This window comes from Cupriavidus sp. HY129 (assembly GCF_059492215.1).
The window spans coordinates 622,568-635,288 of record NZ_CP083254.1 but is presented as its reverse complement, the minus strand read 5'-3'; the positions used below and the strand labels follow the sequence as shown (position 1 = coordinate 635,288).

The 12,721-nt window shown below is 66.8% G+C and carries 11 protein-coding genes; 4 read left to right on the top strand and 7 right to left on the bottom strand.

Features of this window, described 5'->3' with window-relative positions; translation table 11 throughout:
- Window positions 1–74: 74 nt before the first annotated feature.
- Window positions 75–359 (bottom strand): helix-turn-helix domain-containing protein, encoded by a 285-nt coding sequence (locus tag K6G35_RS02970; protein WP_008651105.1) that lies wholly within the window; start codon window positions 357–359, stop codon window positions 75–77.
- A 248-nt stretch (window positions 360–607) separates the two neighbouring features.
- Between K6G35_RS02970 and K6G35_RS02965 the strand changes: the two genes are divergently transcribed.
- Together K6G35_RS02965 and K6G35_RS02960 are read left to right on the top strand one after the other, a co-directional pair.
- Complete coding sequence (locus tag K6G35_RS02965) at window positions 608–1,852, top strand: efflux RND transporter periplasmic adaptor subunit (protein ID WP_035881510.1); 1,245 nt, start codon at window positions 608–610, stop codon at window positions 1,850–1,852.
- Window positions 1,853–1,871: 19 nt separating this feature from the next.
- On the top strand, window positions 1,872–5,069 hold the full coding sequence (locus K6G35_RS02960) for an efflux RND transporter permease subunit (RefSeq protein WP_008643550.1): 3,198 nt from the start codon (window positions 1,872–1,874) through the stop codon (window positions 5,067–5,069).
- A gap of 45 nt (window positions 5,070–5,114) precedes the next feature.
- Here K6G35_RS02960 and K6G35_RS02955 read toward each other — a convergent pair whose 3' ends face one another.
- Together K6G35_RS02955 and K6G35_RS02950 are read right to left on the bottom strand one after the other, a co-directional pair.
- The gene (locus K6G35_RS02955; protein WP_008643552.1) at window positions 5,115–5,489 is read right to left on the bottom strand and encodes a cupredoxin domain-containing protein; all 375 of its coding nucleotides are present in this window, start codon (window positions 5,487–5,489) and stop codon (window positions 5,115–5,117) included.
- Complete coding sequence (locus K6G35_RS02950; protein WP_017514820.1) at window positions 5,486–6,376, bottom strand: metallophosphoesterase family protein; 891 nt, start codon at window positions 6,374–6,376, stop codon at window positions 5,486–5,488. Before K6G35_RS02950 ends, K6G35_RS02955 begins: the two co-directional genes overlap by 4 nt.
- A 231-nt stretch (window positions 6,377–6,607) precedes the next feature.
- Between K6G35_RS02950 and K6G35_RS02945 the strand changes: the two genes are divergently transcribed.
- Together K6G35_RS02945 and K6G35_RS02940 are read left to right on the top strand one after the other, a co-directional pair.
- Complete coding sequence (locus tag K6G35_RS02945) at window positions 6,608–7,237, top strand: RNA polymerase sigma factor (protein WP_495676068.1); 630 nt, start codon at window positions 6,608–6,610, stop codon at window positions 7,235–7,237.
- Complete coding sequence (locus K6G35_RS02940) at window positions 7,224–8,024, top strand: anti-sigma factor family protein (protein ID WP_008643558.1); 801 nt, start codon at window positions 7,224–7,226, stop codon at window positions 8,022–8,024. The genes K6G35_RS02945 and K6G35_RS02940 overlap by 14 nt, the downstream gene beginning before the upstream one ends.
- 97 nt (window positions 8,025–8,121) lie before the next feature.
- Here K6G35_RS02940 and K6G35_RS02935 read toward each other — a convergent pair whose 3' ends face one another.
- The 4 genes from K6G35_RS02935 to K6G35_RS02920 all read right to left on the bottom strand — a co-directional run bounded on the left by K6G35_RS02935 (window position 8,122) and on the right by K6G35_RS02920 (window position 12,492).
- Entirely contained in the window at window positions 8,122–10,374 is a 2,253-nt protein-coding gene (locus tag K6G35_RS02935) for a xanthine dehydrogenase family protein molybdopterin-binding subunit (protein WP_008643559.1), read from the bottom strand.
- A 9-nt stretch (window positions 10,375–10,383) separates the two neighbouring features.
- The gene (locus K6G35_RS02930) at window positions 10,384–10,842 is read right to left on the bottom strand and encodes a (2Fe-2S)-binding protein (protein WP_008643561.1); all 459 of its coding nucleotides are present in this window, start codon (window positions 10,840–10,842) and stop codon (window positions 10,384–10,386) included.
- 162 nt (window positions 10,843–11,004) lie between these two features.
- Window positions 11,005–11,883: a c-type cytochrome gene (locus tag K6G35_RS02925; RefSeq protein ID WP_008643562.1), complete on the bottom strand. Its 879-nt coding sequence runs from the start codon at window positions 11,881–11,883 to the stop codon at window positions 11,005–11,007.
- A 207-nt stretch (window positions 11,884–12,090) separates the two neighbouring features.
- Window positions 12,091–12,492: a nuclear transport factor 2 family protein gene (locus K6G35_RS02920; protein WP_035881446.1), complete on the bottom strand. Its 402-nt coding sequence runs from the start codon at window positions 12,490–12,492 to the stop codon at window positions 12,091–12,093.
- Between the last annotated feature and the right edge of the window lie 229 nt (window positions 12,493–12,721).

Sequence of the window (12,721 nt, the reverse complement as noted above, 5' to 3'; positions counted from 1 at the left end):
CCCGCCGTTGACCTGGGCCGCCAGAAGTGTGGCGGATTGTACACAGCAGGGTCAGACGAGACCCCGCTGCGGTGTCAATTCATGCCGCTGGCGTCGACGTAGCCGAGCGCCTCGCGCACAGCCACACGGGCCTTGAGCGTATAACAGACGCGGCGGTCGCGAATCGCCAGGGCCAGAATCTCGCCCTGGGTCATTTCCTGGAAGTGGTGCGCAGCGTGGCGCAGCGTCAGGCCGGCCAGTTCGGCCAGCTCCGCCGCGGACATGCCTTCCTCGCCCGCATCGAGCAGGGCGCGGCAGATCGTGACGCGGACGGGAGCCGTCAGCAGTGCCAAGACGAGGGCGCTTTCCTGAGTCTCCATGGTCTACCCCTTTTCTCTAACCCTTTCGTTGTTGTGACAGGCCGCCGGCCACGAATTGCGGCCTCCCGCCTATCTTCTACGCTGCACATCGTGGCAGCGCAATAGGAGATTGGATGGAGGGCCACGCAAGGGCCCGAGGCTTGACGCGCGAGTCACATCGTGAACCTGAAATAAACGGTAATAAGGCGGTCATATCTCACATGACAGCCACCGACTATGCTTGTCGAGTCAAGCGACCAATGTCACGCATGTCTGCTTCGCCTCCTCCCCGCCGGCGGCCATTGGCCATCGCCCTGTACGTCGTCATCGCCATCGTGGTCGTCTGGCTGGTTGCCAGGCCATTGGGACGATGGCTGTTCCCGCCCAAGGCCGCGCAGGCGAACCCGGCCATCGTAGTGACCACCGCCGCGGCGCAGGGCGAGGACGTGGACATTGGCCTGACTGGCGTCGGCACAGTCCAGGCCATGCAGACTGTGACGGTCAAGCCACGCGTGGATGGGCAGCTCGAGCGCGTTGGCTTTGTCGAAGGCCAGGACGTCAAGGAAGGTCAGGTGCTGGCGCAGATCGACCCGCGCACGTTCCAGGCGCAATTGCAGCAGGCGCAGGCTACCAAGGCGCGCGACGAGGCGCAGCTTGCCAACGCCCGCCTGGACCTGAAGCGCTACGAGGAACTGATCAAGGTCGACTCGACCACGCGCCAGACACTCGACACCCAGCGCGCGCTGGTCGACCAGCTTGCCGCCGCCGTGCGCAATGACGAAGCGCAGATCGCGCTGGACAAGGTGCAGCTCGATTTCACGACCATCACGGCGCCGCTCTCCGGCCGCGTCGGCGCCCGGCTGGTCGACCCCGGCAATATCGTCCATGCCACCGACACCACCGGCCTCGTCGTGATCCGCCAGATCGACCCGATCGACGTCGTCTTCACGCTGCCCGACGACGCCTTCGGCCGCATCAACCGCGCGATGCAGGCCAGCCAGTCGCCACTGGTAGTGTTCGCCCACGAGCGCGGCACCGATGCCGACCTCGGGCACGGCGGCCTGATCCTGCTGAACAACACGATCGACACCACCAGCGGCACCATCCAGCTCAAGGCGCGCTTTCCGAATCCGAAGCACCTGCTGTGGCCGGGCCAGTACGTCAACGCCCGGCTCGTGCTGGGCCAGCGTGACCGCGCAGTGGTCATTCCGGCGTCAGCGGTGCAACGTAACGATGCCGGCACCTACGTCTATGCCGTGCAGGCGGACCAGACCGTGAAGCTGCAGCCGGTGGAGGTAGCGGAACTCCAGGGCGCGCGGGCCGTGATCGCCAAGGGCGTCCAGGCCGGGGAGCGCGTGGTGGCAGATGGCCAATACAAGCTCAAGCCCGGCGCGTTGATCGCCGAGGCGCCCGCGCGGCCAGGCGCCGCACCGACTGGCGGGTCGACCGCCGAATCCACTGCCGGCACCTCCCCTGCTGTCGCCGCCAGCGCCACGGCCGCCGCGCGCCAGTGAGCCTTCCGATGAGCCACCCATGAGTATTTCGGCCACCTTCATCAAGCGGCCGATCGGCACCTCGCTGCTGGCGCTCGCGTTGCTGCTCGTTGGCCTGGCCGCGTGGCCGCTGCTGCCGATCGCCCCGCTGCCGCAAGTGGACTTTCCGACCATCCAGGTCACGGTCAACCTGCCAGGCGCCAATCCCGAGACGATGGCGTCGAACGTGGCGCAGCCGCTCGAACGGCAGTTCTCGCTGATCGCGGGGCTGTCGCAGATGACATCGACCAGCGCGCAAGGCACAACGCAGATCACGCTGCAGTTCGACCTGAACCGCAGCATCGACGCCGCCGCCGTGGACGTGCAGGCCGCCATCAACGCCGCGGGCGGCCAGCTTCCGTCCAACCTGCCGACACCGCCAACGTTCCGCAAGATCAACCCCGCCGACGCGCCAATCCTGGTGCTGGCGGTGCAGTCCGACGCGCTGCCGCTGACCACCGTCAATGACTTCGCCGACAACATCCTGGCGCAGCAGATCTCGCAGATCGAAGGCGTGGGCCTGGTCAACATTGGCGGCCAGCAGAAGCCGGCCGTGCGCATCCAGGTAGACCCGGCCAAGCTCGCGTCGATGGGCCTGAGCATGGAAGACATCCGTGGCGTGATCGCGGCGACCACGGTCAACCAGCCAACCGGCGCCACCGATGGCGCGACCCAGGCCTTCAACGTCTACACCAACGACCAGATCACCCGCGCGGCGCCGTGGAACGACATGGTGCTGGCATGGCGCAACGGCGCCCCGGTGCGCGTGCGCGATGTCGGCGTGGCGGTGGATGGCCCCGAGAACAACCGGCTCGCGGGCTGGGCGTTCGCCGGCGCCGCCGCCCCCGCTGACAACACGTTCCACAACGGCCGCGCGATCATCCTGGCCGTGACCAAGCAGCCGGGCGCCAACGTGATCGCCACGGTGGACCGCATCAAGGCCGCCCTGCCCCGCCTGCAGCTCTCGATCCCAGCCGCGGTCAACGTCAACGTGCTGGCTGACCGCACGCAGAACATCCGCGCCTCGGAAGCCGATGTCGAGTTCACGCTGATCCTGACCATCGTGCTGGTGGTCGGCATCATCTTCGTGTTCCTGCGCGACGTATGGGCCACGGTGATCCCGAGCATCACCGTGCCGCTGGCGCTGCTGGGCACGGCCGGTGGCATGTACCTGCTGGGCTACAGCCGCGACAACCTGTCGCTGATGGCGCTGACGATTGCCGTGGGCTTCGTCGTCGATGATGCGATCGTGATGCTTGAGAACATCTATCGCCACGTGGAAGCGGGCATGTCGCCGCTGGAGGCCGCGCTGCAGGGTGCCGGCGAGATCGCCTTCACGATCGTGTCGATCTCCGTGTCGCTGGTGGCTGTGTTCATCCCGCTGCTGCTGATGGGCGGCATCGTCGGCCGGCTGTTCCGCGAGTTCGCGGTCACGGTGACGCTGACGATCGCGGTATCGGTGATCGTCTCGCTGACGCTGACGCCGATGATGTGCGCAAAATTCCTGCAGCCGCACGACCCGGCCCACGCCCGCCATCACGGACGGCTCTACCTGATGTTCGAGCGCGGCTTCGATGCGATGCTCGGTGCGTACCGGCGCGGGCTCGATCACGTGCTCGATCACCAGTTCCTGACGCTGTGCGTGTTCCTGCTGACCGTGGCCACCACGGTGGTGCTGTTCGTGATCATCCCGAAGGGCTTCTTTCCCCAGCAGGACACCGGCTTCGTGTTCGGCACCGCGGAGTCCGCGCAGGATGCATCATTCAAGTCGATGAATGCGCGCATGGTGGCGCTGGCGGATGTGGTGCGCAGCGACCCCGACATCTCGGCCGTCGGCATGACAGGCGGGCAGAACACGGTCAACACTGGCAACTTCTTCATCGCGCTGCGCCCGAAGGAGGAAGGCCGCACGGCCACGGCCGACGAGATCATCGCGCGGCTGCGACCGAAGCTGGCCAAGGTGGAGGGCGCCAACCTGTTCCTGCAAGCCGGACAGGACATCAACGTTGGCGGACGGCTGTCGCGCACGCAGTACCAGTACACGCTCACCGACGCCAATCTCGCCGAACTCAACGACTGGGCGCCGCGCGTCCTGGAGCGGTTCCGCCAGTTGCCGCAACTGGCCGACGTAGCGTCCGACCAGCAAAACTCCGCAGCCGCGGCCATGCTGACAATCGACCGCGCGCGGGCGTCGAGCTTCGGCATCACGCCAGCGCTGATCGACGCCACGATCTACGACGCGATCGGCCAGCGCCAGGTGGCACAGTACTTCACGCAGATCAACAGCTACCACGTGGTCCTCGAAGCCACGCCGCAACTGCAGGACGACCCACGCCTGTTCGACAAGCTCTACCTGACGTCCCCGATCACCGGCGAGCAGGTGCCGCTCTCGTCGTTCGTGAAGATCGACACGAACCGCACGGCCTACCTGTCGATCGGCCACCAGGGGCAGTTCCCGGCCGTGACCATCTCGTTCAACCTGGCGCAGGGCGCGTCGCTGGGCGATGCCGTGGAGGCCATCAACAAGGCCCTGGCCGGCATGGGGCGGCCACGCACGCTGGGCGGCGCGTTCCAGGGTACCGCGCAGGCATTCGGCGCGTCGCTGGCTTCGCAGCCCTACCTGATCGCCGCCGCGCTGATCGCGGTGTACATCGTGCTGGGGCTGCTCTACGAGAGCTATATCCACCCGCTGACGATTCTTTCGACGCTGCCATCCGCCGGCGTCGGTGCGCTGCTGGTGCTGATGCTGGGTGGCTACGACTTCACCGTGATCGCGCTGATCGGCATCATCCTGCTGATCGGCATCGTCAAGAAGAACGGCATCATGATGGTCGACTTCGCGCTGGTGGCCGAGCGCGAGCGCGGCATGTCTCCGCGCGACGCGATCTACGAGGCGTGTCTGCTGCGCTTCCGCCCGATCATGATGACCACGATGTGCGCGCTGCTGGCGGGGCTGCCGCTTATGCTCGGGCACGGCGCGGGGTCCGAACTGCGTCGGCCGCTGGGCTACGCGATGGTCGGCGGGCTGGTGGTATCGCAGATGCTCACGCTGTTCAGCACGCCGGTGGTCTATCTCTACCTGGATCGCGCGCACTACTGGTACGTGCGCCGCAAGGCCGCGCGCGGCGGCAAGCCGCCACCCACGCAACAGACACCGCACGGCAAGACGCACGAGTACATGGGTGGCGAAGGCGAGTGACGGCCTTTCGGCCCGAGAAACGCCAGAACCATTCTGATGGCGTCTCTACGTCACCTCGATGAGGCCGCTCATGTTCTCGTGCCCCGACCCGCAGAAGATGTCGCACAGGAAGCCATAGCTGCCGGGCTTGCCCGCCGTCAGCGTCACCTTGATCGCCTGGCCGGGCGGCAGGTCCGCACGGACGTCGAAGTCGGGCGCGGAAAATCCCATCACCACGTCTTCCGCCGTGATCGACAGCACCACGGTCTCACCCGCCTTGAGCTTCACGCGATCGGGGATGAACACGAAGCGCCGCGCGCGCATCGGGATCACGCGCGGCGCCGCGGCATCACTCCGGCTCACCACCGACACCACGGGCACCACCGCGGCGGCCAGCATCCAGCCCAGCAGCGTGCGACGGCTTGCATTGGCTGTGCTCATGCCTTGCTCCCGTTAACGGAGACCTCGGCCAGCTGGAATCCGTCAGGCGACGGTGTCGCCGTCACCTGACGCCAGCCCAGACCCTGATACGGATGCGCGGCATCCCACGGTATGGGCAAACGCTTCGGCTGCGACCCCGCGACCGGCAGCGGAAACATCAGCGAGCGCGCCGCATGGTGCGCGATGTGGCCGGTCATATGGTGATGCTCCTGGTGGATATGGCCGTAGAACACCGTGACGTTGCGGTACGGCATCAGGATGTCGATGACCTGCGCGCCGTCGCGCGTGGCCCAATCCCACTGTGGATAGAGATCGAACAGCGGCCGGTGCGTGAACACCACGATGCGCGCGTCGCGCGACTGCTTCGCCAGGTCGTCGGCCAGCCACTTGCGTTGCGCCTCGCCCACCATGCCGGCCGGATCAGACACGTTGTCGAGCACGATGGCGTGCAGGCCCTTGTGATCGAAGGTGTAGTGCGTGGGCCCGAACAGCTCGCGGAATGCCTCGCCCGCGTCCAGGCTGGCATCGTGCTCGCCCGGCATCAGGTGCACCGCGCCCGCACGCAGCGGCGCGATGATGTCGCGTACCTCCGTCATGCGGCGGCGGCGCTCGGCCGGATCGTCGGTGGAATGCGTCAGGTCGCCCGTGAACATGATGAAATCGGGCTGGCTCGGCAATGCGTTGACGGCCGCCACGGCCTTGGGCAACGTGCCGCGCGCGTCCGGATTCGGCGGCCCTTCGAACCCCCAGTGCGAATCGGACAATTGCACGAACACAAAGTCCTCGTCACGCCCCGCCGCCCAGCCGGGCAGCGCCGATGCGACCACGGCACCGCCTGCCGCGCCCGCCAGGCGCAATATGTCGCGCCGACTCCAGTTTCCGTGCATGACAGCCTCCTTCGTTTTGTGGGTGGTGACTGTCATACCGGAGGCGCCCGGCGTTTATTCCCGGGACCGTGGGATTCTGATGCACCACTGCCGTGCCACCACACAGGAGTGGTGAGAACACCATTGGCGCCGGACAAGCGCCGGGAATAGAATCGGCCCAGCGCCGGTATAACGGGGGAGACGCACTCATGCCGCTATGCCATTTCGACCAGCCGACACGCAAGGACTGACTTGGACGCCGCCAACACGCGCCGCCGCTTCGACGACCTGGTGCTGCCGCATCTGGACGCCGCCTACAACCTCGCCCGCTGGTTATGCGGCAATCCGGGCGATGCCGATGACGTGGTGCAGGAAGCATTCCTGCGCGCGTTCCGGCTGTTCGGCAGTTTCCGCGGCGACCAGCCCCGGCCGTGGCTGCTGGCCATCGTGCGCAACACGTGGTTCACCACGTGGCAGAAGCGCAAGGCGGCTGCCGAGGTGGAGTACGACGAAGCCGCGCCACCGGGTGAGCTGCCCGACTGGCATGGCGGGCCCGGCGACCCGGAACAGTGGCTGGTGCGCGAGGAGGATGTGCGACTGGTGCATGCCGCGCTGGAGCGACTGCCGGTCGTGTTTCGGGAGGTTCTGGTGCTGCGCGAACTGGAGGAACTGCATTACCGCGACATCGCACGCATCGCCGATATTCCGGTCGGCACCGTGATGTCGCGGCTGGCACGTGGCAGGCGAATGCTGGCCGCCACCGTCGTGGCCTTGCGCGACGAAGGCGCGGTACGGCTGGCCCATCCCGACGCCCCCAACACCGCCAACGCCCCGGCCGATATCGTTCAACCCGCAGGAGGCACCCGCCATGGACTGCAATGACGCCCGCAACCTGCTGCAGGCCTGCGCCGATGGCGAAGCCGGCGCGGCCGACAGCGTGCGCCTGGAACGCCACCTCGAAGATTGCGAGTCGTGCGTCGACAGCCTGCGTAACCTGCAGGCGCTGCGCGCGGCCACCCGTCATGGCGCGGCCTATCATCGCGCGCCAGCCGATCTGCGCGCGCGCATCGTGGCATCGCTACCCGCCCCCGCAGAACCCGGATTTGCCGACTCTGGCGCCGCCGAGCCCGCGGGCTGGCGCAGTTGGTTCACATGGTCGCCCGCCGCCAACGCCGCACTGGCCACGATCACGGCTGCGGCCGTGGGACTGAGCCTGTTCCAGTTCAATCAGCAGCCGTCAGAGGGCGACCTGACCGCGAACGCGATTGTCGCCAGCCACGTGCGTGGCCTGATCTCGAATCGCGCGATCGACGTCGTGTCGTCGGACCAGCACACCGTCAAACCCTGGTTCAACGGCCGCATCGACTACGCGCCCGACGTGCGCGACCTGGGCGCGGCGGGATTCCCGCTGGTAGGCGGACGGCTCGACTACGTCGATGGTCAGCGCGTGGCGGTCATCGTCTACCGGCGCAACCAGCATCCGATCGACGTGTTCGTCATACCGGGCAACAACTCGGGGTCACTGGGGGAACGGGAACGCCAGGGCTACCAGATCGAAACCTGGGGCGCGCACGGCATGCGCTACTGGGCCGTGACCGATGCCTCGGCCGGCGACCTGCGCGCTTTCGTGCAGGCGTGGAGGAATGCGGAAGGGGGAGTGGAACGGTAGGAGCCGTGGGATTGCTCGTGTTGCGCGCCCCCGCTCCCATTTGTGGGAGCGGGGGCAGCAAACCCACCTTAACGCAAACACGCAAACGCGCAAACGCTCAGGTCAGCACAAACGGCATCTGACGCTGACGCTTGCCCGTCAGCCGGAACAGCGCGTTGGCGATCGCCGGCGAGATCGCCGGAACGCCCGGCTCGCCGAGCCCGGTCGGGTTGTCGTTCGACGGCACGAAGAACACGTCCACCACCGGCGCATCGGTAATGCGGGGAGGCGGATAGTCGGGGAAGTTGCTGTTCTTCACCACGCCGTTCTCGATCTCGATCGCAAACCCGGGCTTGGTCATCGAAATGCCGAACACGCAGCCGCCCTGGACCTGGGCTTCCGCGGTCAGCGGGTTGACCACGCGGTTGGCATGCACACCCGCCGTGACGCGGTGCACCTTCGGCTGGCCCTTCTCGATCGACACGTCAACCACGTACGCCACCACCGAGCCGAACGATTCATGCACGGCCACGCCCCAGGCGTGTCCCTTGGGCAACTTCTTCTTGCCGTAGCCCGACTTGTCCACGGCAAGCTGGAGCGCCGCGCGATGACGAGCGTGCGCCTTCTCGTCGAGCCGCGCCATGCGCCATGCCACGGGGTCCTGCTTGGCGGCAGTGGCCATTTCGTCAGCCAGCGTTTCCTTGACGAACGCCGTGTGCGTGTTGCCCACGGAGCGCCACCAGAGTACGGGCACGTCGGTCTTCGGGTGATGCACGTTCAGCTGCAGCGGCAGGCCGTAGTCGTTCTCGATGATGCCCTCGACCATGGTCGCATCGACGCCGTTCTTGACCATCATCGGCTCGAACGGCGTGCCGGTGATGATCGACTGGCCGACGATCGTATGCTGCCAGCCCACCACCTTGCCTTGCGCGTCCACGCCAACGCGTGCGCGGTGCACGTGCAGCGGACGGTAGTAGCCACCCTTGATGTCGTCCTCACGGCTCCACATCACCTTGAGCGGTTCGGTGTGGCCAGCGGCGATCCAGCTACGCATCACGTTGGCCGACTCCACCAGATAGTCGGAAGTCGGTACGGCACGGCGTCCGAAGCCGCCACCTGCCATCATCGTATTGAGCGTGACCTTGTCCGGCGTGAGCCCCAGCGTGCGCGCGATCGCGGCCTGGTCGATGGTCTGGAACTGCGAGCCCACCCACACCTTGACGGCCGTGGCCTTGTTCGCGGCGATCTCGGCCTGCATCGTGCAGTTCAACGGTTCCATCGGCGCATGGGCCAGGTACGGCACACGGTACTCGGCCTCGATCACCTTCGCGGCACCGGACAGCGCCGTATCGATGTTGCCGCCTTCCAGCGCCCTGGCCACGGTGCCCGGCTGCGCGGCCAGCTTGCTGTACTCGTCGAACAGCGCCGCCGAACTGACCTTCGAGCCTGCGTCTTCCCAGACGATTTCCAGTGCCTCCCGCGCGGTCTTGGCGGGCCAGTAGCCGTCGGCTACCACCGCTACGCCGGTGCCACCACGATCGACGGGCACCAGGAAGACATCGGCCACGCCCTTGATCTTGCGCGCCTTGTCCGCATTGAACGACTTGACCTTGCCACCGAAGCGCGGCGGATGGGCCACCACGGCCACCTTCATATCCTTGAGCTTCACGTCCAGACCGAACACGCCATCGCCATGCAGCTTGGAAGCAGCATCCAGGCGCGGCGTCGGCTTGCCGACGATGCGGAACTGCGCCGGGTCCTTGAGCTTGACCTGCGCCGGCACCGGCTGCGCCATGGCGGCCTGCGCCAGTTCGCCATACGTGGCGCGGTTGGCGCCCGAAGTCACCACGCCGAGCGACGTGGCGCAGCTTGCCGGGTCCACCTTCCACTGCTGGGCCGCCGCGGCGATCAGCATCGCGCGCGCCCGCGCGCCCAGCTCGCGGTACTGTTCGAACGAATGATTGACCGCCGTGGAGCCGCCGGTCATCTGGATGCCGAACATCGGGTCCTTGTAAGGATCGCCTGCCGGCGCCAGCATGGCGCGCACGTTCTTCCAGTCGACGTCGAGTTCCTCGGCCAGCGCCATCGGCAGCGCGGTATGCACGCCCTGGCCAAATTCGAGCCGGTTCACGGCGACCGTCACCGTGTTGTCCGGCGCGATCTGCAGAAAGGCCTGCGGCGAGGAAGCCGGCTTGGCCGCACCCTGCGCATGGGCCGATTCCACGACGCTACCGATGCCGAGCGCCAGCCCGCCACCGGCCATGCCGGTCAGTTTGAGGAAGCCACGGCGCGTCAGCGGCGCCACGGCATCGCCAGTTTTCACTGCTTCGCCGCTGCCGCCGGCCAGTGCTTCAATCCCACGAATTCGCATGTTGGCTCCTCAGGCGATGGCGTGCGCTGCGTCCTTGATGGCCGCGCGAATCCGTTGATAGGTGCCACAGCGGCAGACGTTGCCGGCCATGGCCTGGTCGATGTCGGCGTCAGTCGGCCGTGGCTTGCTGCGCAGCAGACCCACCGCGCTCATGACCTGGCCGTTCTGGCAGTAGCCGCATTGCGCGACGTCGTGCTTGAGCCAGGCGGCCAGCACGGCGCGGCCGACTTTGTCGTCGCCCATCGCCTCGATCGTCGTGATCTTGCTGCCGGCGGTGCCGGAAATCGGCATCACACAGCTACGCGTGGCCGTGCCGTTGATATGGACCGTGCAGGCACCGCACGAGGCCATGCCGCAGCCGAACTTGGTGCCGGTCATGCCGAGGTTATCGCGCAGGGCCCACAGCAGCGGCGTGGACGGATCGGCGTCCACCTCCACGGTCTTGCCGTTGATGGTGAGGGAAGTCATCGGGGGAAACTCCTTGGGTGCATTGCCCAGTCGGTTGTTCGATCTACCGCCGGGCCTGGCGACGCGGGGGCTGGCCAGGCCGGCAGACCCGAGGAGCATAGTGCAAACGGAAAAAACTTGCGCAGCGCCGCTCACATCGGGCAGCGCGCACCGAAAGCGGGATTATTTCCCGGCGAGGAACAGATACAGCGCATTGAGATCGGTATCGTTCATCTTCGCGAACGCGCCGAACGGCATCACGCGGCTCACCTCGCTGCCATCGGGCCGTTTGCCGCTGCGCATCATGGCGACGAACTGTTCCGCCTGCGGATACGTCTTCATCGCGCCGGACGGGCGCAGGTCGGCGGCGGCCGGCCAGTCGGGCGGCGCCCCGGGAATGTTGCCGCCACGCAGCGTGGCGCCGTGGCATCCCTTGCAGGAATTGGCGACGTAGGCGCCGTACTGCGCATTCAAGGCAGCCGCGATCGGTGGCGACGGCGGCAGGCTGTGGTCGATCTTCTCGGCCGCATCCTTGACCACCCCTGCGCCGTACAGGCCCTGGATGAACCACGGCAGATGGATCTCGGCCGGCTGGCCGCCCCCGGCAGGAAGGCTGCGGACGTAGGCAACGAGCGCCCCGAAGTCGTTATCGGAAAGCCGGTTGTAGTCCTCGCTCGGCATGATCAGCAGCGGACGCCCGGAAGGCGCCACGCCATGACGGATCGCCAGATCCCAGTCACGTGGCTGATACTTCTCGATGTCGGGGTTGCCTCGCGTGATGTCGGGGGCACGCACGCGCAGGCCATTGGCTTCGTCAAACACCTGTTTGCCCGCGCCGTTGGCACCGTGGCAATCCATGCATCCGCGCGATTCGTAGAGATACTTGCCGTGGTCGACCGCCCCGGTATCCGTCGGGAAGGCCACCGGCTGCACGGACACGTCGATCTTGCGCACGAGCTTGCGCCCGCCCCACCAGTACGTGCTGCCCACCGCGATCACCACGAACACGATAAATGCGACCGCCGCTGAACTGGCAATCCGGTAGAAACGTTTGACGTCCATCGGTACCCCCCCTCTGAAGCCGCCGGGCTGATTGGAGCGGCTGCGTGCCGGATGTTCCGTGCGGGATGGTACAGACGAACCGGGATGGTGGCGAGTGGGGGGAAGTTGCTCCCCTCTTCCAATGATGGAAAAGATGGGAAAGGGGAGCGCGTCAGCGGGAAGGTCTGCTCACCCCGCCCGCTTACCCGGCCCGCTTACCCCGCCCGCTCACCCGGCCAGCCCGGCCGGCGCCCGGTCGATGAAGCCGGTCATGCCATTTAGCCGCCCATCGGCCGAAACCGTCGCGAAGTCGGTGCCGACCACCAGCGCGGCTTCGCCGGCTGGGCCCAGCTCCCAGGTGAAGCGCATGTGCTCGCCATGCGCATCCACGGGCGTGACGCGGCGGAACTGGAAGCCGGGGAAACGGGCTTGCACACCGGCGATCATCGCGTCGATGCCCGCGTGGCCCTCGCCACGCATCAGCGGGTCGACGTAGACCGCCGACTCGGTCCAGGCGCGGCCAATCAGGTCGCGGCGACGGGCTGCGTCGGTTTCGTTCCAGGCGGCGAGATAGCGGTCGGCCAGATCGGTCAGGGCGACGTTGGCGATGTTGGCGGCGATTTCGGTCATGTTGCGCTCCTTGATGTCTGCGGGTTGTGATGCGGTATGTCTGCATGATCGTCGCCCGCCCGAAGCGGCGCGATTACGCATGAGGTAATCGCCGCAATTCGCGCCCATACCAAACTTCTGCCGCGAACGCCACCCCTAACAAAGCCTCGGCAATCCCTCTTTATTGCCGCTTGGATTCCACCCGGCGGGAATAAAGTGCGCCATACGCTGGGCAGGGTCCGACCATCGC

Coding starts and splice junctions, on each gene's coding strand:
- K6G35_RS02920 (WP_035881446.1), bottom strand. CDS start 12,492: ATGACCGAAATCGCCGCCAACATCGCCAACGTCGCCCTGACCGATCTG.
- K6G35_RS02965 (WP_035881510.1), top strand. CDS start 608: ATGTCTGCTTCGCCTCCTCCCCGCCGGCGGCCATTGGCCATCGCCCTG.
- K6G35_RS02930 (WP_008643561.1), bottom strand. CDS start 10,842: ATGACTTCCCTCACCATCAACGGCAAGACCGTGGAGGTGGACGCCGAT.
- K6G35_RS02925 (WP_008643562.1), bottom strand. CDS start 11,883: ATGGACGTCAAACGTTTCTACCGGATTGCCAGTTCAGCGGCGGTCGCA.
- K6G35_RS02935 (WP_008643559.1), bottom strand. CDS start 10,374: ATGCGAATTCGTGGGATTGAAGCACTGGCCGGCGGCAGCGGCGAAGCA.
- K6G35_RS02950 (WP_017514820.1), bottom strand. CDS start 6,376: ATGCACGGAAACTGGAGTCGGCGCGACATATTGCGCCTGGCGGGCGCG.
- K6G35_RS02940 (WP_008643558.1), top strand. CDS start 7,224: ATGGACTGCAATGACGCCCGCAACCTGCTGCAGGCCTGCGCCGATGGC.
- K6G35_RS02955 (WP_008643552.1), bottom strand. CDS start 5,489: ATGAGCACAGCCAATGCAAGCCGTCGCACGCTGCTGGGCTGGATGCTG.
- K6G35_RS02960 (WP_008643550.1), top strand. CDS start 1,872: ATGAGTATTTCGGCCACCTTCATCAAGCGGCCGATCGGCACCTCGCTG.
- K6G35_RS02970 (WP_008651105.1), bottom strand. CDS start 359: ATGGAGACTCAGGAAAGCGCCCTCGTCTTGGCACTGCTGACGGCTCCC.